Source organism: Mesotoga prima MesG1.Ag.4.2 (assembly GCF_000147715.2).
GTDB classification, from domain to species: domain Bacteria; phylum Thermotogota; class Thermotogae; order Petrotogales; family Kosmotogaceae; genus Mesotoga; species Mesotoga prima.
On record NC_017934.1, the window covers coordinates 2,728,980 to 2,750,207 of the forward strand.

At 44.7% G+C, this 21,228-nt stretch carries 24 protein-coding genes and 1 pseudogene; 16 read left to right on the forward strand and 9 right to left on the reverse strand.

Annotated features, from left to right (window positions below; translation table 11 throughout):
* The 7 genes from lipB to THEBA_RS12510 all read left to right on the forward strand — a co-directional run bounded on the left by lipB (position 1) and on the right by THEBA_RS12510 (position 6,074).
* Positions 1 to 708 (forward strand): lipoyl(octanoyl) transferase LipB, encoded by a 708-nt coding sequence (gene lipB, locus THEBA_RS12480; protein WP_014731847.1) that lies wholly within the window; start codon positions 1 to 3, stop codon positions 706 to 708.
* Positions 683 to 1,540 carry a lipoyl synthase gene (gene lipA / locus THEBA_RS12485; protein WP_014731848.1) on the forward strand — a complete coding sequence of 286 codons (858 nt, stop codon included), beginning with the start codon at positions 683 to 685 and terminating at the stop codon, positions 1,538 to 1,540. The genes lipB and lipA overlap by 26 nt, the downstream gene beginning before the upstream one ends.
* 227 nt (positions 1,541 to 1,767) lie before the next feature.
* Positions 1,768 to 2,211: a nuclear transport factor 2 family protein gene (locus THEBA_RS12490; protein ID WP_014731849.1), complete on the forward strand. Its 444-nt coding sequence runs from the start codon at positions 1,768 to 1,770 to the stop codon at positions 2,209 to 2,211.
* 9 nt (positions 2,212 to 2,220) lie between these two features.
* Entirely contained in the window at positions 2,221 to 3,192 is a 972-nt protein-coding gene (locus tag THEBA_RS12495) for an SDR family NAD(P)-dependent oxidoreductase (protein ID WP_014731850.1), read from the forward strand.
* Positions 3,176 to 4,792: a phytoene desaturase family protein gene (locus tag THEBA_RS12500; RefSeq protein WP_014731851.1), complete on the forward strand. Its 1,617-nt coding sequence runs from the start codon at positions 3,176 to 3,178 to the stop codon at positions 4,790 to 4,792. Before THEBA_RS12495 ends, THEBA_RS12500 begins: the two co-directional genes overlap by 17 nt.
* Before the next feature lie 114 nt (positions 4,793 to 4,906).
* Positions 4,907 to 5,536, forward strand: a complete 630-nt coding sequence (locus THEBA_RS12505) for an NUDIX domain-containing protein (RefSeq protein WP_014731852.1) — start codon at positions 4,907 to 4,909, stop codon at positions 5,534 to 5,536.
* Positions 5,526 to 6,074, forward strand: a complete 549-nt coding sequence (locus THEBA_RS12510) for a peptide deformylase (protein ID WP_041928299.1) — start codon at positions 5,526 to 5,528, stop codon at positions 6,072 to 6,074. The genes THEBA_RS12505 and THEBA_RS12510 overlap by 11 nt, the downstream gene beginning before the upstream one ends.
* Positions 6,075 to 6,089: 15 nt before the next feature.
* Here THEBA_RS12510 and THEBA_RS12515 read toward each other — a convergent pair whose 3' ends face one another.
* The 5 genes and pseudogenes from THEBA_RS12515 to THEBA_RS12540 all read right to left on the reverse strand — a co-directional run bounded on the left by THEBA_RS12515 (position 6,090) and on the right by THEBA_RS12540 (position 10,533).
* Complete coding sequence (locus THEBA_RS12515; RefSeq protein WP_014731854.1) at positions 6,090 to 6,716, reverse strand: SGNH/GDSL hydrolase family protein; 627 nt, start codon at positions 6,714 to 6,716, stop codon at positions 6,090 to 6,092.
* A 69-nt stretch (positions 6,717 to 6,785) separates the two neighbouring features.
* Positions 6,786 to 7,679, reverse strand: a pseudogene (locus tag THEBA_RS14755) (carbohydrate kinase family protein).
* A 268-nt stretch (positions 7,680 to 7,947) separates the two neighbouring features.
* Positions 7,948 to 8,151, reverse strand: a complete 204-nt coding sequence (locus tag THEBA_RS12530) for a hypothetical protein (RefSeq protein WP_006489575.1) — start codon at positions 8,149 to 8,151, stop codon at positions 7,948 to 7,950.
* Between the two features lie 547 nt (positions 8,152 to 8,698).
* On the reverse strand, positions 8,699 to 10,057 hold the full coding sequence (locus THEBA_RS12535) for an FGGY family carbohydrate kinase (RefSeq protein WP_014731855.1): 1,359 nt from the start codon (positions 10,055 to 10,057) through the stop codon (positions 8,699 to 8,701).
* A gap of 176 nt (positions 10,058 to 10,233) precedes the next feature.
* Positions 10,234 to 10,533 carry a hypothetical protein gene (locus tag THEBA_RS12540; protein WP_041928308.1) on the reverse strand — a complete coding sequence of 100 codons (300 nt, stop codon included), beginning with the start codon at positions 10,531 to 10,533 and terminating at the stop codon, positions 10,234 to 10,236.
* A 99-nt stretch (positions 10,534 to 10,632) separates the two neighbouring features.
* Here THEBA_RS12540 and THEBA_RS12545 point away from each other — a divergent pair, with 99 nt between their 5' ends.
* Positions 10,633 to 11,475 carry a formylglycine-generating enzyme family protein gene (locus THEBA_RS12545; RefSeq protein ID WP_014731856.1) on the forward strand — a complete coding sequence of 281 codons (843 nt, stop codon included), beginning with the start codon at positions 10,633 to 10,635 and terminating at the stop codon, positions 11,473 to 11,475.
* A 104-nt stretch (positions 11,476 to 11,579) separates the two neighbouring features.
* On the opposite strand, the gene THEBA_RS12550 is transcribed toward THEBA_RS12545, so the two are convergent.
* On the reverse strand, positions 11,580 to 12,041 hold the full coding sequence (locus tag THEBA_RS12550) for a hypothetical protein (protein WP_014731857.1): 462 nt from the start codon (positions 12,039 to 12,041) through the stop codon (positions 11,580 to 11,582).
* Positions 12,042 to 12,384: 343 nt separating this feature from the next.
* Complete coding sequence (locus THEBA_RS12555) at positions 12,385 to 12,993, reverse strand: DUF6305 family protein (protein WP_236609164.1); 609 nt, start codon at positions 12,991 to 12,993, stop codon at positions 12,385 to 12,387.
* A gap of 303 nt (positions 12,994 to 13,296) precedes the next feature.
* Between THEBA_RS12555 and THEBA_RS12560 the strand changes: the two genes are divergently transcribed.
* The 5 genes from THEBA_RS12560 to THEBA_RS12580 all read left to right on the forward strand — a co-directional run bounded on the left by THEBA_RS12560 (position 13,297) and on the right by THEBA_RS12580 (position 15,577).
* Positions 13,297 to 13,446: a hypothetical protein gene (locus THEBA_RS12560; protein WP_006489559.1), complete on the forward strand. Its 150-nt coding sequence runs from the start codon at positions 13,297 to 13,299 to the stop codon at positions 13,444 to 13,446.
* A gap of 380 nt (positions 13,447 to 13,826) precedes the next feature.
* Complete coding sequence (locus THEBA_RS12565) at positions 13,827 to 14,204, forward strand: hypothetical protein (RefSeq protein ID WP_158309315.1); 378 nt, start codon at positions 13,827 to 13,829, stop codon at positions 14,202 to 14,204.
* A 59-nt stretch (positions 14,205 to 14,263) separates the two neighbouring features.
* Positions 14,264 to 14,650: a hypothetical protein gene (locus THEBA_RS12570; protein WP_006489556.1), complete on the forward strand. Its 387-nt coding sequence runs from the start codon at positions 14,264 to 14,266 to the stop codon at positions 14,648 to 14,650.
* Between the two features lie 94 nt (positions 14,651 to 14,744).
* Positions 14,745 to 15,185, forward strand: a complete 441-nt coding sequence (locus THEBA_RS12575; protein ID WP_006489554.1) for a hypothetical protein — start codon at positions 14,745 to 14,747, stop codon at positions 15,183 to 15,185.
* A 206-nt stretch (positions 15,186 to 15,391) separates the two neighbouring features.
* A complete protein-coding gene (locus THEBA_RS12580) occupies positions 15,392 to 15,577 on the forward strand; it encodes a hypothetical protein (RefSeq protein WP_006489552.1) in 186 nt (61 codons plus the stop codon).
* A gap of 56 nt (positions 15,578 to 15,633) precedes the next feature.
* On the opposite strand, the gene THEBA_RS12585 is transcribed toward THEBA_RS12580, so the two are convergent.
* Both THEBA_RS12585 and THEBA_RS12590 read right to left on the reverse strand, forming a co-directional pair.
* On the reverse strand, positions 15,634 to 16,878 hold the full coding sequence (locus THEBA_RS12585; protein ID WP_006489550.1) for a hypothetical protein: 1,245 nt from the start codon (positions 16,876 to 16,878) through the stop codon (positions 15,634 to 15,636).
* Between the two features lie 164 nt (positions 16,879 to 17,042).
* Positions 17,043 to 17,255 carry a hypothetical protein gene (locus THEBA_RS12590; RefSeq protein WP_006489546.1) on the reverse strand — a complete coding sequence of 71 codons (213 nt, stop codon included), beginning with the start codon at positions 17,253 to 17,255 and terminating at the stop codon, positions 17,043 to 17,045.
* A gap of 459 nt (positions 17,256 to 17,714) precedes the next feature.
* Here THEBA_RS12590 and THEBA_RS12595 point away from each other — a divergent pair, with 459 nt between their 5' ends.
* The 3 genes from THEBA_RS12595 (at position 17,715) to THEBA_RS12605 (ending at position 21,193) form a co-directional block, all read left to right on the forward strand.
* On the forward strand, positions 17,715 to 19,577 hold the full coding sequence (locus THEBA_RS12595) for an ATP-binding cassette domain-containing protein (protein WP_014731858.1): 1,863 nt from the start codon (positions 17,715 to 17,717) through the stop codon (positions 19,575 to 19,577).
* 52 nt (positions 19,578 to 19,629) lie between these two features.
* Positions 19,630 to 20,223: an ANTAR domain-containing response regulator gene (locus THEBA_RS12600; protein WP_014731859.1), complete on the forward strand. Its 594-nt coding sequence runs from the start codon at positions 19,630 to 19,632 to the stop codon at positions 20,221 to 20,223.
* 331 nt (positions 20,224 to 20,554) lie between these two features.
* Positions 20,555 to 21,193, forward strand: coding sequence for an ureidoglycolate lyase (locus THEBA_RS12605; protein ID WP_014731860.1), 639 nt, complete (start codon positions 20,555 to 20,557; stop codon positions 21,191 to 21,193).
* Positions 21,194 to 21,228: the final 35 nt, after the last annotated feature.

A 21,228-nucleotide genomic window follows, 5' to 3' on the forward strand; every position in this document is an offset into this window, starting at 1 on the left:
ATGGAGAATCGAAGTTGCTTTTCACTTAGACTGGACGGGCTCACAAAATACCTTGAAGGGCTGAATCTGCAGAATCTAGCTCTTGAAAAGGTTATGTCGGGGAAGGCCGATTGCATACTGATTCTCCTTGAACATGAACCAGTCCTTACCGTGGGCAAATCGGGCGGAAGAGAGAATCTTCTCGTAGATGAAAGCGAGCTTGAGAGACTGGGGGTAGAGCTCCAAAGTACCGGCAGGGGAGGAAACATAACTTATCACGGTCCGGGACAGGTTGTTGCATACCCCGTTCTGAACCTTGGGAAATGGAAGAAAGATCTTCCATGGTACGTGCACTCTCTCGAAGAGGTAGTAATTAGAGTGCTGGAAGATTATGGCATTGAAGCCGGAAGGAAACCGGAATACAGGGGCGTCTGGGTAAAAGAAACAAAGATTGCCGCTGTCGGTATTGCCGTAAAAAGATGGTTCACAATGCATGGATTTGCCCTGAACGTACGGGTGAATAAGGAACATTTCAAACTGATCAATCCCTGCGGCATAAAAGACTATACGATTGCATCGATGGACGATTTTGTGGATAGTGTTGATTTACATGAGATCATAAAGAGTGTGGAAGAAAAATTTTCTCTTGTCTTTAAGAGCAAACTGATAGAAGTTTCGAGAGAATGGCTGGAGAGTGGTCAAAGTGAAGGAGAAACCAGACTGGCTTAAGAAGAAGCTCAATGCCGACAGGAGTAAGCTTAGCGAAATAAAGGTCATGTTGCGAAGCCTGCGTCTTCATACCGTGTGCGAAGAGGCGAGATGTCCAAATATGGGAGAGTGTTTTGCATCCAGAACCGCTACATTCATGATACTTGGAAATATCTGCACAAGGAACTGTCGATTCTGTGCAGTCTCAAAGGGAATACCAGGCTCTCCAGATCCAAAGGAGCCGGAGAACATTTCCCACGCCGTCCATCTTCTCCAACTGAGACATGCTGTGATCACCTCGGTTACCAGGGACGATCTTAACGATGGTGGCGCTTCTCAATTCGTCGATGTAGTCCGTGAACTGAGAAAGAACTGTCCAAATACGACAATCGAGCTACTGATTCCTGACCTAAATGGTAACTGGAAGGCTCTCGAAAGAATCGTTAGAGAGCATCCGGACGTTTTGAATCACAATATAGAGACCGTACCTTCTCTGTACGCCAATGTAAGACCCGGAGCAACGTACGAGCGTTCTATCGGTCTCCTGCGGAGAGTGAAGGAAATTGACTCTTCGATAATTACCAAATCTGGAATAATGGTGGGCCTTGGTGAGCGCGAAGACGAGGTTAAGTCAGTAATAAAGGACCTATCTGATGCAGGCTGCAGAATGTTGACTATTGGTCAGTATCTGCAGCCATCTCATAAGCACCTTCCGGTAGTGGAGTATATTACGCCGGAGCAGTTTGAAGGCTACAGAATCTTCGCTCTTGAGAGAGGCTTTTCGTTCGTCGCATCGGGTCCTCTCGTTCGTAGCTCCTATCATGCCGCTCTTGGCTTCTCAAGTTTGCGCTAGAGAGCGTTTTTCAACAGCATTGTTTCTGAACTTTTGTTACTTTCAAATCTATCGTTCACAGTTTGTCGGGCAGAATTGAAGATTGCTATTTTGTAATCCTCCAAATATTTGCTTCGCAAGAGTCGCCGTGATACGATTTGCTTAAGATATTCTCTATGTTTGACTAGTTACTTGAGTGAATACAGGACTCTGTATGTTTCTAATGACCGTTTTGGGGAGTTGTGATTATGGATGGATTTTGTATAGAGAGTGCCGATCAAATTCGAGAACTATGGTCAAAGACTTACAACACAGAAGGGAAACCTGACTGGTCCCACATTCTACCGTACTACGACGACAACATTCTCTTCAAAGACACGATCCAGGAAATCCGGGGAATCGAAGAATTCAAGAAAATGACCGAAAGACTTGCCGAGAGATCCAAAGAGTTGAAAATGGCCGTTCTTAGAGTCATTAAGGAAGACAACGTGGTCTTTGTCGAATGGGAGATGACGATACTCTTCAAGAAGACGAGGACTTCCGTGATTTATGGTGCGAGCCGTCTCTCTATTAGTGAAGGGGGAAAGATAATCGAGCAGAGAGATTACTATGACCTTTGGGGTGATATCTTCGACAACATACCCTCATTCAGAAAGCCTTACAGGCGTTTCATGAGAAAACACTTCGGGTAGGTTTTGCACATGGAGAGACGCAAGAGCCCCATCCGCAAATACTGGAAGCAATACAAATGGTCCAACATCCGCGCGATGATGAAGAACAACAAGTCTGATCCAAAGATCTGCAATGATGATTTTGAGGGTCGCCTAATGGTCATTACCGGAGGCACTTCGGGTATTGGATACTACACATGCAGGAAGTATGCAAGCCACGGAGCGAGGATTCTTTCCATAAATCGAAACAGGGAAAAATCGGAAAGGCTTTGCGACGAACTCAAACGCGACTTCGGCGTTCAATGTTCATATATGATAGCCGACTTCAGCAGTCTAGACGATATCCTGAGAGTCGGTAAAGAGCTCTCTACGATGGGAGATGCTATAGATGTCTTGATACACAACGCTGGAGTCTTTCTGAAGCGCAAAGAACTTACAAAGGAAGGCTTTGAAACGACTTTCGTAGTCAATTATCTCTCCTCATTCGTCATAAACTATCTAATAAGAGAGAAGATGAAAGCTCAGGGAAGCGGACGCATTCTGATTGTGAATTCGGAAGGCCATCGATTTGCCGTCTGGGGAATAGAAACGGAGGACCTTAACTGGCAGAAGAGACGTTACACTGGCCTTAAGGCCTACGGCTCTGCAAAGACTTGCCAGCTGCTTAGCATGCTTATTCTTAATCAGTACTTCGAAGGAAGTGGGGTCACAATAAACGCAATGCACCCCGGTGCAGTCAAGACGGGTACGGGAAAGGAAAATGGAGCACTATACAAATGGTATAAGAGAAATGTTGTCGACAGATTCTCCCGTACGCCGGAAATCTCGGCAGAAGCCCTTTACTATCTTGGTGTTTCCGGTGATCTCCAGGATGTCGGCGGAAAGTTCTTCAATCTAACCACGGAAGAGATTCCCGCCCCTCCCGCACTCGACATGGAAACAGCTAAAAAACTCTGGCAGGAAAGCCTACGAATGGGGGGCATCGATGACGGAAATCTATGACGCGATAATAGTTGGCGGTGGAATAGCCGGAATGACCAGTGCCGCATATATTGCAAAGCACGGAGCTAGAGTCCTTTTGTTGGAGAAGAACGAGAAGTGTGGGGGCCTGATCAACTCCTTTTGGAGAGATGGCTTCCTCTTCGACGGCGGTGTGAGGGCGCTCGAAAGCGCGGGAATTATTCTCCCCATGCTGAGGGAGCTTGGGATTGAAATCGAAAGAGTCAAGAGTCCGGTATCTGTGGGGATCGAAAACAGTGTTATACGTGTGACCTCGAAGGAAAGTTTGAAGGAGTATTCTGATCTCCTTAGGAAGATGTATCCTGGAAGCGAGGATGAAATCGAGAGAGTCGTTTCATTCATAAAGAGAATCATGAAGGACATGGAGATTCTCTACGGAGTCGATAATCCCCTCTTCATGGACTTCAAGAACAACAAGTCGTATTTTGTCAAAGTGTACCTGCCCTGGCTGTTCAAGTTCCTTTTCACCCTCCGAAGAATTGGAAAATTCAGGATGCCGGTCGAGGAGTTCCTCGAGAAGATTGTCCAAGACAGTTCTTTGAGAGACATCATTGATCAGCACTTCTTCAAGAACACACCGACTTTTTTCGCCATGAGTTATTTCTACCTATATCAGGATTACTTCTATCCGAAGGGTGGAGTTGGAGCTATGGCGGAACGCGTAAAAGAAAAGATAATCCAGTTCGGTGGGGAAATAGAGACAGGTAGGGAAGTGACAGAGGTCCATGCCGAGAAAAAAGTAATCGTGGATAGCAATGGAAGATCCCATAAATACAAGAAGCTTGTGTGGGCTGCCGACCTAAAGAAGCTCTACTCCATTGTAAAAACAGACGGCCTGCAAGAGACCGCAACGGAAACGGTCAACGCATTCAGATCAGAGATATCGAAGAAACATGGGACCGATTCTATCTTCAGCGTCTTCATCGCGGTCGACGAACCGCCTGAGAAATTTGAAGCGATCTCCAGCGGGCACTTCTTCTATACCCCTTCAAAGAAAGGCCTTGGCGAGACTCATCGCAGCGAAATGAAGTCCATTCTGAAGAACTGGTCTGTAAATTCAAGAGAAGAAGTCTTGAGCTGGCTTGACAGGTTCTGCAAACTGAGCACCTACGAGATTTCGATCCCCGTTCTCAAGGACAGAGACCTAGCCCCACAAGGAAAGACCGGTCTTATTGTAAGCACACTCTTCGAATACGATATAGTGAAGAAAGCGTATGAGTCCGGCTGGTACGGAGAGCTGAAAGAAGAGCTAGAAAAGAGAATAATCGAAGTTCTATCTAATTCAATCTACCCGATTCTGAAAGACAGGATTCTCTTTTCATTTTCCAGCAGCCCGCTTTCAATAGAGAGTTACTCCGGCAGCACTGAAGGCTCGATTGTAGGATGGTCTTTCGAGGAACCGATACCAGTTGTAGCCAGTATGATGAAGGTAAACAGCTCGGTCAAAACGAAAATACCGGATGTTCTTCAGGCCGGCCAGTGGGCTTATAGCCCTGCAGGTGTACCGATAAGCATCCTTACGGGAAAGCTGGCAGCCGATTCCGTGATAAAGAATTTGAATAAGGATCGATCCGGCGGCTAAAGACCATTACGTTGTCTGTAGACCAGCGACAGTGGTCTTCGCACATATAGAAGATCGCCTCTTTGGATAAATAGATGATTGTCTCGACAATCGAGTAATGAAGGAAAGAATACTATGAATATCAACAGTTTGGTTCCAGATAATTCCGAAAAGGGCACTGGACTGATTATAAAGCACCGGGGTCTTTACCTCTTTCAGGTTTCTGGAAGGAAGCATCGAACAGAGTTCGGAGAAAGGTTCTTCGCCGGAATCGGTGGCCACTGTGAAGAAGGCGAGGGGTTCATCCAAGCAGCAAAACGCGAAGCAGTCGAAGAGACTGGAAAGGCCGTCGAAATAATTCATTCAGCGAGGACGGATATAGTTCAACCGGACGGAAGCGTTGTTGACACAATCGAACTTACATCACCCGCTCCCAGAATGATCTACGAAATGTTAGATCGACGAAAAGACTTACCCGAGAAAGAGCCATACTTCATCGCTTGCTTTAATGCGCATTTTGCAGATGACACTCCCTTCGAACTCGACCCCGAAGAGGTCAGCGCTTTAATTGCCATACCGGAGGAATTGCTCTGCGAAAGTCTTGAGCGCAAGATAGCACTTGAAGATATAATCTCCTCAGGGGGAGAGGTTGTCGCCGGCTCTCTAGAGACCGGAACTTTTCTCTTCCCCCTAGGAACGGCAGCGGCTCTTGCACATCTCTTGAAAAGAGCCAAAGAGCTTTCGGATGTTGATGATGACGTGTGAAGTATTGCTTCTTGGAAATCCGTTGCTCCGCGAAACATCCTCTCCCGTCTCTGACTTTCGAAGCCAGGAGACGATAGGGCAGATCGTCATGCTCAAACAGGCCCTTGATGAATTCAGAAAAGAAAATGGCTTCGGTCGCGGAATTTCAGCCCCGCAAATCGGCATTCTCAAGAGAATCGTTGCGCTCAATCTAGGTCAAGGAAGTTTTGTAATTGCAAACCCGCGAATAGTCGACCGCAGTAGGGCTACATTTACAATGTGGGATGACTGCATGTCATTTCCACATCTGCTCATTAGGCTCGAAAGAAGCCTTTCGGTAGATGTCGTGTATGAAGATGAAAGAGGAATCGAATACGAATGGAAGGGGGTCGATCAGGCAAGATCGGAGCTGCTTCAGCATGAGATAGACCACCTCGACGGCATTCTCGCAATAGATCACGCATTAGATGCCAAAAGTATCATATATCGCTCGGAATATGAAAGGAATCGCGAATACTACGATCACCTTGTCGACTACAGCATCGAGCCGACAATTTGAGGTTAACTACCCGAATCAAAGAGTGATATTCATTGCCTGAAGCCAGTAACGGGCAATCAGGGCGTGGCCCTCGGGAGTGGGGTGAACACCGTCTTCGGCCCAGAATTCCGGCTCACGTCTCGCGGCTGCAGCAGCGAAAATTCCATCGAGCGGAAGATAAATCGCTTTAAATTCCCTCGCAACTCTCCTGATTATCTGGATCTTCGGTCCAAGATCTTCAGTCCATCTCTCCATCCCAGAGAAGACTGGAAGGAAGAAGGGTTCCATTATTATCACAGATGCTCCCTTTGACCTGACCGATTTCAGCAGATACCTGTAGTCGCTTTCAAAGTTCTCCGGCTCCGTTTTATCGTTGCTGTCGTAGAGGCGCCAACAGTCGTTTATACCCACAAGTATCGAAACCCAGTCAGGAGAGAGATCAAGGCAATCAACTTCCCAGCGTCTGCGAAGATCCCGTACCCTATCTCCTCCAACGCCTCTGTTCAGAAACTCGATTCTCAGTTCCGGATGCGCAGAACCCAAGAGTCCGGAGATAATTGCAGGATAACCGTCCCCAAGAGAAAAGAAGTCCTCTCTGTCTCTATCAGTATCAGTTACGCTATCCCCTTGAAAGAGCACTCTTTGACCTTCTTTAAGAAACACTCTCTTCATCCCCCTGCTTATGAATAGACAGTATACTTCCAAAAAACTGCGAAAACTAATCAGAGCAACCTACAAGGAAATTTTCTCCCTGTATCTTCCCTCGATCCAGTCTCTGGCGATCCTGTGGGCAAGGTCGACATCATAGCTTCCTTTGACGGCCGCCGAATAGATAAAACCGGCATTGAAGGAATCCCCGGCTCCAATCGTATCCACAACGTTCTCTGACCTTTCGGTCGAATACTCTTCTGAACTCTCTCTAGAGATCATGAGCGAACCTTCAGAGCCCATCTTCACCATCGCATTACTACGGAAGTCCCTCTGAAAGCTTTCAACGGCGCTGGAAATCGAAGTTTCCTGTGTCACGGCAATTAGTTCGGCTTCGTTGGGTAGGAACCAGTCTAATGAATTCAGCAAGCTCCTTATCTGAGGTCTGAATGACTTCTAGCCGTCGGGAGGCCATCCCGGATCCATGTAGATAACGTTATCCTCATTGAGAGATTCCAGAAGTACTTTCAGGTTTCCCCTTCTCAAACCGTTAAGAACATTGATTCCACAAAACAGGATATGTGCACCTTTGACATTAGTAAGCTTATTGCTAACAAAGTCAACATCCATGAAACGCATGACAGATTCGTCGCTCAAGAAGCTTCTCTCACTGCTTTTATGAGTTATCGCAACTGTGTGAGGAGTCTTGCCTTCGATGAGGTCAAGCCCTTCGACGGAAATTCCCATTTCAATAAATCTTCGCTCTAAGGCCTTCCCGAAGAGATCATTTCCGGCTACAGTAACTATTTCCACAGGTACTCCGAGGTCGGCGAGCACAACAGCTGTGTTGGCAGCCTGCCCGCCGATACGCATATCAACAGTATCTACGCCTATCTCCGTTCCCCATTCTGGCCAGTCGTCAATCGGACCTGCTATGATATCGACATCAACGTTGCCAACTATAACTACTCTGTCCATTTCACCACTCTCTTCTCCGATATCCGCGGGTGTGAATCATCAGTTCCGAATCATTATAGCATCGGAAAAGAATGCGGAACTCTGAAATGAAGTGTTATTAACCGTTGCAGGCCGTCATCACAAAAGAGACTGTTAAAGTGAAAGTTAACAAAATGCTCTATGGCCGGAGAAATCACTAGAAAAAGCAAAAACGCCAGCTAACGAATCTGCAAGAAAGATTCATTTATTCCCTACAAGCGACCATTAATCTGAAATTTATGAAGACGCTTCAGCCCTTATGGCATTCACTGCAGCAATGAATGCAGCCATCGACATTTGGGTATATCTCTCTCGCCTTCTGAAGGGCTCCGAAGCAGTTAACGAAATCTCCCAGCCTTGTCTTCGATTTTAACTCTTTGAGCCTATCGCAGTACTCCGTATGAATTTCATGTTCTCCGGTCGGCTTTGCGTTGTCATCTACGTAGTAAATCACTTCACAACACCTCCTTCAAACAAATACTTCATAGCCGTAGAAAGAGTTTATCTAGAACGTCTCACACCAAAATTATAGCACTTCGTGCTCTTCGCAAGAATGAGATCAGGTCCACGTAGATTTAAGACGTCGTTTCCGAATCTTTCGGATCTATGCATCCTGAATGGGCGATATTCTTTCAACCTTTTTTGAAGCGAGATCCTGCAAATTCCAAGCCAATTAAGATAAGAGCAAATCCCAAGTTCATGACCGCTAACTCCCTTGCAAGACTTTGCTTCTAAAGACTTATAATATACAGAAAACTAGCGCAATCTTTCTGTGAAGCGCTCGTTCCTGTTAATTTCTTAGTATATAATCAAGCCGGGGATTTCCCCGGCTGATTTTTGCATCTCTAAGATGCTTCCTCTGTTCTCAAAGAAACTTCATCTCTTCAAAAAGAGATCTCGATTGCAGTTGTACAGCTCCTTGAAAGCTTCCTTCCTCTCGAAAATGTATTCTCTGAATTCATTCCAGGGTTCAACAATGACATATCTCTCTTTGATTTTGTCTACGACTTCCGAGAGGCTCGATTCCGAAAACGCCACAAAGCAATGAGCCCGGCACCGCTAGCAGAGTCGTATTCTTGCGGACAAACCAGGAGTTCACGATCTAGAGCAGTGGCAATCAGCCCGAGGAGAACCTCGCTCCTGGTTCCTCCTCCTGAGACACAGATTTGGCCTGGTTCAAGTGCCGTCCTCTTGATCTCATCGCTTATCATGCCGATATCAATTGCAATAGACTCAAACAGCGCAGAGAGAATATTCTCCCTGTCCGCTTCCATAGAAAGGCCGAAGAAGATACCCTTTGCCCCTGGATCGTTGAAGGGTGTTCGGGCTCCCCCAAAGAAAGGCAGAAGAATGAGATTAGAAGGTCTATACTTCTTGACGTCGAAATCCCTCAAAAGAACCTCTTTTTCCGATGCCTTGAGACCAAACAATCGCTCAACTATCCAGTCTGTCAGAAGGCCCCCGCAGCTCGTTGCACCTCCTATGGTAAAGGAACCGGGAGTTGCTCCGGTCTCGACAAATAGATCTGGAGACCATACCGGTTTCTCCAGAGACTGAATGAATATCGATGTTCCTCCGAGTGAAACCGAAACACTACCGGGCTCTATGCAGGCATTGGTGATCGCGTCCGCACAAGCATCGCCAGTTCCCGTAAATATCGTTATTCCCTCTTTCAGTCCTGTTTCCAGCGAGGCGCTACGAGTTAAACTCCCGATTGGCTCCAGTGCCCATCTTATTTCCGGGAAGAGACTCGTCGATAGATCGAAACGATCAAAAGGCTCTTCGAAGAGCTCGAGGCTATTTAGATCGATCAGATTACCGGCCGAAGCTGAAAAATAATCCATTACGAATGACTGTGTAAGTTTAGATCCAATGTAGCCGTTCGCAGTAAGGATTCGCGAAGTACTCTTGAAAATCGCCGGCTGGTTCTCTCTTAACCAGAGAAGCTTAGGGAGAATCGACTGGCTGGAGTAATCCGTATAAATTGATCTGTTTTTCTCGCGACTAAAGGATTCATTAAGAAGCTCAACCTCTTTTGAAGCACGCTGGTCTATTCCGTACATGAGAGACTTTCTCAGTGGAATTCCCTCATCTGAAACAGGAAGCACACATGGACACATTGAACTGAGTCCAATCGCTTCTGTTCTCGAAAGCGAGATCTCTTTGCCAACGATCGAAGTCAGTTTTTTGAAGTCTTCCCACCAGTTCTGAGCATCCTGTTCGGGAAAACCATCTATCGAGAACTCTTGAGGATGGTTTACCTTGGCATTTGAGATAATATGACCTTCAGCGTTTAGAATAGAAACCTTGCTCGAAGTCGTTCCAATATCATATCCTGCGAAAAGCACACTTGAATTCATTTTTGATAACCGCTCCTTTAAAGTCTTCCAATGATGATAACGTTGGAAGACATTAATTAGGCAAGGGAGTCTGCTCAGGCACTTCACCACTTGCGAATGAGAATAACACCATGTTAAATAATAGACTGTCGCGGCAGACTCCCTTTACTACTTTTACCTACACGTTGTGAAAACTCTTACTTGATGTACTCCTGAGCGTTCGCTGAGATAATCAGCGGGGCGTCCATGTATATTACCCTGACGGTGCCGATAACTTCCTCGGGACTCTTTCCTTCTACAACTATTTTGTTGATAAGATCGGCCGCTATTAGCGCCGAGTCTCCAAACGGCTGAAGAATCGTGGCGACAACGGCAGTGTTGTTCGCAGCTATCATCTCTATGTTTCTATCGCTCCAATCAACACCTACAACGAACATATCTTCCTGACTGTAACCGGCCGCCTTCTTGTCGGAACCGAAGAGAGAATTGACCTTCATTTCTGAAGGATCTTTATTGGCTGTTTGGATATATTATTGATTGGGTTGTCATAGAAGGCTTTTCGTGGTGATCACGAAAGGTACTAATGGAGGCCTTATATGAGGAAGATCAAACTTCTTATGCTCGTGTCGATGCTCACATACCTGTACATCTTTGCGAGATCACTGGACGACTCGTCTTTTGTACGAGTCCGCAGAGGAAAATTCGTCATGGGTGATCTTTCGCAGTCCGGTTTTGACAATGAATGGTCACCTCACTTTGTTAATATAAGCCACGATTTCCTGATTTCGAAGTACGAAACTACTTTTTCGGAGTTTGATGAATTCTGTGCAGAAACCGGACGGGAGAAATCACCAGACAATGGTTGGGGAAGAAGAGAGAGGCCGGTGATATTTGTAAGCTGGTGGGATGCAGTAGAGTACTGCAACTGGTTGAGTGAGAAGCAGGGTCTGCCCCCGGCCTACAACTCTCTCGGAGATCTTATTGACGTAAAGGGAGAGATTGTTTCTTCGCCTTCTAAGGCTGTTGGGTATAGACTACCTACCGAAGCAGAGTGGGAATATGCAGCCAGAGGAGGCGATTCGGCCGGAGATACTATATATTCCGGACATGATCAACCGGGAGTGGTTGCCTGGTACAATCTCAACTCCGACTGGAAGACTTCTGAAGTTGGAATGAAGGAACCAAATGAAATCGGGATTTACGACATGAGTGGAAACGTCTGGGAATGGTGTTTTGACTGGTATGAGAGTTATCCGGATTCAGAGCAGAGCGATCCCTGTGTTCTTTCTAAGGGTAACTATAGAGTTATCAGAGGCGGATCCTGGCACGATTTCGAAAGATATCTGCGAGTCTCTGCAAGAAGTGCTTACACGCCTACGGGTGCAGCATATGATGTTGGGTTCAGAGTTTGTAGAACTCTTTGTAGCGTTATTAACTGATTTATCAATGAAATCTTATGCAGACTCTTCATTGTGAAACCCTCGTTCAGTTCGTCTAGCTCATAAGGCTTAGATCCATTAGAATAGAACTTCTTACCCTTTCATTAAAGGTAGATCGACTCCAACTCTGAAAGAAAGTAGTTTTTGTCCTGCTCATCCTCGATCAGATCGGCTGCTTCTCTTGCCAGTTTCATATACTCATCCATACGGTCGCGTTTTCCTGCGATCATGTAGGCTCTTGCAACGGCTTCATAGCCAAAGGCAAGATCGAAACCACTTATCGCGTTATCGGTGCAATACTTAAGTGAAAGCTCTCCGTGATACAAGGCCGACTCTGCCATGTTGAGTAAAGAGTAAACTCTGGACACCTGCCACTCACCCCTTGCAAATTCGATCGGGGTACCTACTACTCCCCAGTGGAAGCGAGATGCGTGAGCGGCATGTATCATAAGAAGGTCATCTTCTGCAGTTCTGTCTTTCTTATCTATTAGGTCCCATGTAAGGTTGAAGTTCACTATCGCCTGCTTTTTGTGCCATTCCTGCTCCGTAAGCTTTTCGGAATCCATAACAACCATCCTTTCCAGGATAATTCTGTCTTCCTCCCGCATCCCAATTCTATCACTGGTAACAAGGAGAGCAATTAGCTGGAGCGACTCACTAAGAATTCAAGGTACCTGAAGAGGCTAGATTAGTAGCAATAACCATTCGGCGAATTGGAAAGCCCTTATTGTGCAAGAGAAAAATCTCGAGGGTGATTTGCATGCTCCAATATTGAACAACACGGAATCCTTAATCCCATTCTGTAACTCAATCCCTTAAGAAGACTGATTTATGAGAACTATAGAACTATTCAGAGATCATCAAAGAAATTTCAAACTGATCCAGTGAGACTATGTTTAAAGCACTACATCAAGATCCACTCATTGAGAATAAGAGATCAAGAGCATCGAGAATTCTTTCGGCTTTGTCGACCACTATCAGCTGTACTCCTGTTTGCTCCGAGAGCGCGGAGAAATACTCACTCGGCCCTTCCGGTGACACCAGGATTATGTAGTCGGCTTTTGGCATAAGCAAATCGAATGATTGCCTCGGATCGTTATCTGGTGAAGTGAAGCCACCTTCAATATGAATTGCCACGACGGGAACTCCTCGCGCTTTCGCAATCGATATAAGCTCCTCTATTCTGGAAATCTCCTGCCCTACATCGATTTCCTCAACACCGCATAAGGTATATAGATCCCCCTCGACCATGGCACCAGGGGCAATAGCAAGAGTTCCGGGCGCATTTTTCGAATCGAGCTTCTCCATGAACTCTTCGGGTTTCAATTGAAGGATGTTTTCGTAATCAATTCCGTGGATTTCACAGACTAGAGCGAGAACGTCTGATGCAGCACCGTCGCCTATCGCCGTTGCAATAATCGGGGGTCTTGCAAGAGGCTCGATAGCGTTTGCGTAAAGCGGCGAGATTAGAAACGTGATGAATATGACCGATAAAAACAATGATATCTTTGGTTTCATGTATTCCCCTCCACAATCTTCGATGGCAGAGTCAAGATGCAGCATAGAAACTGTCCTTCTCATGCAAACAACAAAGAATTTAATATGACTAATTTTATCAAATTTAACTCTTATCTGCACAAGGACAGCTTTCTTCGCTTGAAATCCTGATTATGACCTTCTCAAGCAGAGTTCAAACTTCTAAAAGAAGCAGCAAGAATCCGTACAATATGGATAGGTGAGATGTCTTCGCTACAAAATACATAAATTATATAATTAACATATTTTTTATCGGTTTTATTGACGGTTCGCAAGGAGGTTCTTATGAAAAGACTGATTACATTACTGGCATTTGTATTGTTTGCGACGGCGGCGGTAATAGCACTTGAAAAGAGCCCGGATTACTATACATCACAGAAAGAAACCAAATCCATAATGGAATTCACTATCCATTCGATGATGAAAGAGAAATAATCAAGAGTAACTATCCTCAGATAGATTCACATGAGAAGCTCTATGATTTCGTTGAAGAAAGAGACATTCAAAGAAAGATATTGGACTGCCGAGATATTCTTCACAGGCTTTGAAAGAAATCTTTTCACAGGGATCTCGATCTAGTGGAGCAGAATCCAGATTGGGCCGATCACTTCACCGAAGCTGTAAAATTCGTTCTTTCATAATATGGGCGGAAGAGACAGGCGGGCTTTGTCGAGTTCAAACGCCACTGAAGCGGTTTCTTCTATGCCAGAGAGTTTCTGGTCGAATACTCGGTCGAGGTTTCAAAGTCAGATCTTCCGGATGAAGACAATCTAAAGATCTTGCTTCCCCTTCAGCTGAACAGGTTAGGACAGGACATGATCGAGATAATTGGCATAGTCCCGGTCGAAAACCTTGTCGACTATCCTAGGACCGATGGGAAGATTGCCTGCACGCTTCTTTCTTATAATCTAGGTTCTCTGGAGGAAGCTCTGTCCATACAGATAGTCTTCTCTTTCAGGCATTTCAGGCAGGAATTCGATATCGATCCTTCTCAAATCGGAGAATATGACATAGAAAGCCCTATGTACATAGAGAGTACCCTTTCTACGGAATCAATTTATTACAACGAAGAGATGAAGGACCTTGCCGGAAGGATCGTCGGAGAAGAGAAAAAACCATATCTTCAGGCCAGACTCCTTTACGATTTTGTCGTAGAGAATACGTCTACAGCCTTATTGCCCAAGCTTCTCTAGAGGCGGAAGGTATTCCAGAAAGCCTTTTTGCTATGGAACACGGATATGGAGATTATGAAATGCAATCAATTTTTCTGCCGCTCAATTGGAATACCGCCGAGAAAACCCGGGGGTTCACCTCTCTTTTCCGGGCTGAATTTCATCTCCCCAATTACGGGTGGATTCAAGTAGATGCGTCAGTAGGACAGGGTGTAATGTACTCTGTCGGAGTGACTGAGGAAGAGAGCAGAATCTATAAGGATTTCTACTTCGGGAACTTCGATCCGCTGAGAATGGTAATTCAAAATTCAGTTGACACGATACCAGAAGAAAGACCGAAGGAAGTTCAGTCTCTGGAAAAGGTAATGCAGCTCCCATTTTTCGAGAGCGAATTCGGAAATGAAAACCTTGGAGTTAACGATCTGATAACCGACAGTTTTACGATCAGAGCTCTCTTGATGAGATAAAACATACAACACCCTGAAGTGGTATTCTGATATCATTGGCCTAGACTAGATTAAAGTCTTATGCTCGTAGGATATTAGAAAAGAGGTGGAGATTATGAAAAAGGGGATTTTTCTCGCCATAGTCGGAGCGGCAATGATTATAGCTGGTTTGTTCCTGCCGATAGTACGTTTCCCAGGGGGAGGCGAAGCAACCTATTTCAACGGCGGAGATCTATATGGCGCACTAACAATGGCAATTGCTATCTTTGCGGGTATCATGGGAATCGTGAAAATGAGATCTATGGTCTTTCTTTCCGGACTTGCTTCGATTGGCGTTGTAGTAGCGAGGTTGATTACCGTGATTAGGGACCTGCCCGATGAGAATTCTTTGAGAACACAGTTTAAAGCGCTTATTCAGAGCAATGTTCCCGGTAGTTCTGGAGAGGAAATAGCGAATATCATCGGTGGACCGCAACTTCACTGGCTTGGGTGGACAATCCTATTTGCAGGAGGAGTTGTGGTTCTCTTCGCTGCCTTCATTTCTTCAAAAGAATAATGGGCTTACCTCCGGCCTTGGTTAGGATTTTCAAATGATATCTATACGACGCGCATGACATGACTGCAATACTCATGGTGAGCGAACTATCAGCAAGGTTGAAGAGTCAAATGGCGGCAGAAAAAAAACCAAGACTCCCAATTTTTTTGTAACTTCTAATAGAGGATAGAAACATTTCGATTCTAGATGATGACTGGAGGTATTCGATGATTCGAACGGACAAATGCCCAAATTGCGGCTCACTGGACATTGGAAAGGGTTACTGGTCAGGTTATGCGGCCCTTATGCCTTTAGGAAAGCCTCTTTCGATGGGATCCAAGGTTATTGTGCGCGTTTGCAGAGAATGCGGACATATTTTCGATCTTCAGGCAGAAAAGCCCGACAAGTTCTGATCTTTGCTCTTTAGGGGTTCCATACAAGCTTCAGATTAAACTTCTATTCAAGAACCTTAATGAGCTTCGCGGAGATAATCCGATATCTTCGACCAAATCTCTTTTACTCTTTCGAACTGCTCATAGTGTTTCTCGACCGACTTATGATACTTGTTCAGCTCTTTGGAAATGTTGTAGAACGAATCGGTACCAAAGTACGATGAAATAGAAGGTAATGTTTCCCTAAGGTTGATCTTCATCTCTTCAATCTTCTTCGAATAGTTGTTTCGATCGGTTATGTAAAGAAGCAAAGGCTTGTATCTGATCCATCCAATGCAGGATCTGTAGAAACGTCTAACTATGTCTCTCGAATCGGCTCTTATAGGTCTGAGACTGGTTGGGAGAACACCCATCAAAATGTGGTTGTACGTTGAGAATGCGTTATGAAATGCGTGACTTGGCACTTTGAGCACCCTCCTGTCGCTCAGACAGGTACTCAAGAAAGTATCTTCACCTCTTGCTCCAGGTGGATTATAGAAGGGGAAAAGTCTGCCCGGATCTTTTAGATTTAGACAGAGATTCGATCCAGAGATGAATTTGGCATGATTTACCTCTTCAACTTCAAAGACTTCACCACTGTTCAGTATTTTCGGATCGGCGTACGATACTCCTCCAGCAACTATAAGTCTTTTGAGAGTCTCCCACTTGACTATGTCGTTGCTAATCGCCTCAATGAAGAGTCTGAAAGTATCCTCGGGTAGTGCTGGAGAAAACTCTATGAAGGGGATCGGAGAAATGTATCCACAGTGATAACCGTAGGTGATGTCGGCCTGATCAATGTAGTTCAAGTGAGTTTTCAGAAGATGCTGGCCCATCCACGAAACAGAGCCCATGTCGTTCGTAACGGCAACTGGATACTCGTCATCGTCAAGGTAGAGCAGGCAATCGATGTGATTCTTTAGAGCGCTGTACAGAACAATATTTCTTTGGGAAGCATATCCTTTTCCAAAAACCAAAGAAGCTTCTTCCGAATCGACAATCCCGCGCTTAATGAGCTCCCTCTTTTCTTCTTCAACTTCCTTCTGACCTATGAAGTGTTTGGAGAACAGTAATTCGTCCACACCAGAACTAATCTTGGTGTAATTTGCCTTCTTTGTATTCTTGTAATTCAGATCATACGCAACAAATAGATTCAGCGTTAGTTCTCTGCTGTCAACCAGTTCAGACTCTTTCCAGTTGTAGACGTAGCTACGCAAAACTCTCTGAAAATGCCTTCGCCCCGTCGCAAAACCTATTCCAACCTTTGTTCTGCCGTCATTCAAATAGGTCTCTCCCTCTAAAAAGTTCATAACTATCTGGTATCGATAACCATCCAGGTTCGACTGATTTTATCACAAGCAGCGTTTTCGAATAGTTTTTCAGATCGCACACGTACCAACCTACAGTGTTGCAGTAAAGAATCGATAGCCCCCGCAATTAGGGAAAATTATCTCCTGTGACAACCAGGAGAGCAGTATTTGCAGCCGCTTACGTTCGGATAGATATCACTTGCCTTCCTAATCGCATCCTGACAGTTATCATAATAGCCAAGATAAGTCTTTGACTCTACTCTTGCCAGCTCAACACAATCACCAGTGTGAACCTCGTAGTCACCCGTCGACAAAACGGAGTCACCAACATAGTAGTGCTTGTAAGACATTTCAGATTCCTCCTTGACCTGACAGATAAGCCGAACCAGTTAAGCATCAGGACGTCAATTCTAACGCAGGCAGACCCAACCGAATCTCGTTCAAAATGAAGAGACTCGTCAATCTGCTTTACATATAAATTTTAACACTAATTAATATTTTATTATCATTCTCTACTGTGATGTTTTTACTTCAAAAGTTGTACTTCACATAACATTAGTTTTCGCGAGTCTCGAATCCTACTATTCTTAATGCTGATCAAGGTTTTTTGTTTTTCGAGTTAGATGTGACTCTGAAAATGTAGAAACCTACACATACATATAGTTTCGATACATTGTGTTGTAGAATGATTATGAGACTCATTCTCAACAAGCAAATGTTTGTTCGACTTTCTTTTCTGATCCGTGATCTATTTATTGTTGCTGCAGCTGTATGAAAGGAAAAAGGCTGCAGAATTCGAGGGATCCGCTATGGAGCAATGTATTCTTGATATCAAAGAACTTAGTAGCAATGACACGGGCAATGTCAATCTCAAGGAGATCAATCTGGAAGTCAACTCTTCTGAAGTTCACGCCCTTGTTGGAGAGTATGGTGCCGGAAAGGAGCTTGTTGTTAATGTTCTCACCGGAGCTGAAAAGAAGATTTCCGGAAGAGTGTTTTTTGATGGAATAGATGTCACGAACAAAATCAAGATCGGAGGTTCGACGGACATCATGTTCCTCCTCGAAGAACCTATGGTTGCAGAGGGTTTAACCGTGGCAGAGAACATGTACATGTTGAGAAGTCATTCCAATGTTATCAAGCTGATTAACCATTCGAAGATAAACCACACTGTGAAAGAACTCATCGCAAGATTCGACCTTGGCATTTCAGAGAAGACTCACGTGTATAAGCTTTCGACCGAGGAGAAAAAGCTTATAGAGCTTCTGAGGCTATGTATTTATGAGCCTCGGTTGGTGGTTCTGTACGAACCTACTGCCAATTTAAGTTCCAAGTCACAGGATCTTCTTCTTAGAATACTCACCGAACTGAAGGAAAAGGGAACGGGAATACTCTATGTCACAAACAAGTGGGACGAGGCAATGAAATACTCCGACAGAATAAGTGTTCTATCCGAAGGGGTGCTTTGTGGAACTCTAAGCTCCGAAGAAGCGAAAGACAAGCCGGAGAAACTTCTAAGACTCATACTCGGATGGAAAAAATCAGATTCGATAAAACGAGAGACCGAGGAAATAGAAACAGAGGACATTATCGACGCCGTTTTGAGGGCGGCCGAGTATCTTACTTCTAATTACGAGATTAATGATGTCTTGAAAATGCTTGAAAACTACACATGCAAAATTATGGAGTCCGACTCCTGTTATGTGTACCTGGTCGATGAAAAGACCAGAACGATTATGGACACAATAAAACACAAAGAGACTGAGTTAGTTGAAGCCGCCCTTAATGACGAAGTTGTAATGAGAATAATGGACAACAAGAAGCTCTTTGTTTCAAATTTCGATGATGTGCTTTTTGAAAAGCTCTTTAAGAGCATTCGAAATACCGAGACAATTGTTTGTGACCCAGTCTCAGTAAGATCTCACCACACCGCCTTGTTTCAGGTAGGCTATCGTAAATTCTATGAGCCAACTGAAAAGCAGAAAAAGATATTTCATACGCTTTCGAGGCAGGTCGCCCTTGCAATAGACAATACCAGGCTTATGGGGAGTTCGGTGTTGCTTCAGGAAAGCCACCACAGGATAAAGAATAATCTTCAGACCATTGTAAGTCTTATAAATATCCAGAAGAGGAGTTTGGATAGAAAGACAGGCAGCGAAGTCGAGGATCTTCTGGACAATGTTGTTTCCAGGGTGAAAAGTATCGCCGCCGTTCATGATCTTCTTTCTCACGACGAGCTTGGTAGAAGTATAATAAACCTGAAGAGTCTCGTAGATACTATTGTGCGTTTCAACATAGTAGATGGTACTCTTCAGGTAAGGAAAGATCTCGATGACATCTTTATTCCATACGACAAAGCAAGCGGGATCTCGCTGACGATAAGCGAATTGATAAACAACTGCGTGAAACACGCTTTCAAAGATTTAGAGAACGGTTTAATATCGATTTCCTGCAAGAGCTTTGACGATAATGTGGAAATAATCGTCGAGGATAATGGTACGGGATTTCCCAATAGATCCTTCTCCGAAAAAGACGAAAAACTGGGGCTTTCTCTAGCGAGATCTATCGTTGAAAATCAGTTCGACGGTACTCTTGAAATCTCCTCGGAAAAAGGAGCAAGAGTAAAGATCCTGATTCCAAAAGAGAGCCTTTTGCTAACGAGAGGCTCATAAAAGAATATTAGCAATTATGCGCTAAACCTAGCCGAAAGGGGAGTCAGTTCCTATGGATAATTCTTTAAACATACTAATCGCAGAAGACGAGTACATAGTCCTTAGAGGGCTCAAAGAAACACTGACTGATCTCGGTCACAATGTTATAGGAGAGGCTATGGATGGCGAAACCTTCGTAAAACTAGCGCTTGAAAAGGATCCGGATTTACTGATCGTAGATATTAACCTTCCAGCGCTTAGCGGAATTGAAGCGATTGAGAGAATAGGAAAAGTAAAACTCGTACCCTCGATAATCGTTACTGGTTACAGCAGCGAAGAGACCGTCAAGCGGGCGAACTCTGCAGGGGTCTTTAACTATCTCGTCAAACCCGTTGATGAGAAGGAACTCAAGCCCGCCATAGAGATTGCGATGGGCCGTTTTAAGGAGTTTGTGCTTCTTAAGAAGGAACTCCAAGAGCAGGGAGAGGCTCTAGAGGCAAGAAAACTCATAGAAAGGGCAAAGGGGATTTTGATGGACCGCAATGGGATCAAGGAATCAGAGGCGATGAAGTTGCTCCAGAAGATTAGTAGAGATAAGAATCTGAAGCTTGTTGTTGTTGCAAGGGAAATCATAGAAGCAGACAATACTCTGCATTACGGTATGTAGGTCCGTAGTTCCAGCTGTACAGAATTCGCGAACGCTTGAGCTTTTTTCTCATAATCGTTATTAATACGTCTTAAATAGGATAGAAATCATCACACGGGACTTTGCTAAACGCATCGTTTTGTGCATAATTGTTAAGTGAATATATGAAAAGTGAATATACTTAAAAGCAATGCTTATGATTGGTGTTGCTGAGTAAGGAAATATAAAGGTTATGGGTGCCTGACTAGTTGCAGGCACCTTTTTTGTTTTGGAGTTCCATGCATTAAGTTTCTGAAAAATAGATTTCTGTTCACCGTGTGAGCAAAAAATCTGAGAATGGAGGAGAGAGATTATGGCAGTGGTTGACGTAAAACTGGAAAAACTAAGTGAAGTAAGTATGAGAGATTTCAGCACCTTTGGCAGAATCATCGGTAGAGATGAAGACACGGAAGAAGGTAAGTATGAGTTGCATCCTGTGGACGCAAAACCCGCAGTCGAAAACAGCATGATCAAGGCATACTGGGATCTAATTCCTTTCAAGGACAACAAAGAAGACCGCTTTTCGATGGGTATGCTCTTTGTCTACCCTAAGCCAATAGGTGAGGTTCTAAACTGGACTGAGGTTCATTACGAAACTTACGAATTCTTTTTCCCTCTGGGTGGAAAGCAGTTCATCTTTGTTCTTGCTCCGAAGTCGAAGATCCCCGAAGCGGAGAAGACCAGAGCCTTCCTCATTGGACCGAATGAAGGCGTTCTTTTGAACAAAGGAACATGGCACTACCCGCCTTTCGCAATTGACGGCCCTACCCCTGTTTTAATGCCTCGCTTTGGAAAACTTGGAGAAGTCACCGGCGACGTAACTGAGGCCTATGGAAAGAAGTGGGAGACTCCTGTTGGAAACCGCTATTTCAAAGGACAATTGCACGCTTTGAAAACCGATTACTATGGCGAAGGTTACGGAGGCGAATACAAGATAAGAATCATTCTTTGATTCGTTTGTTTGAAGGGAGGTTGACACAAAGAAAA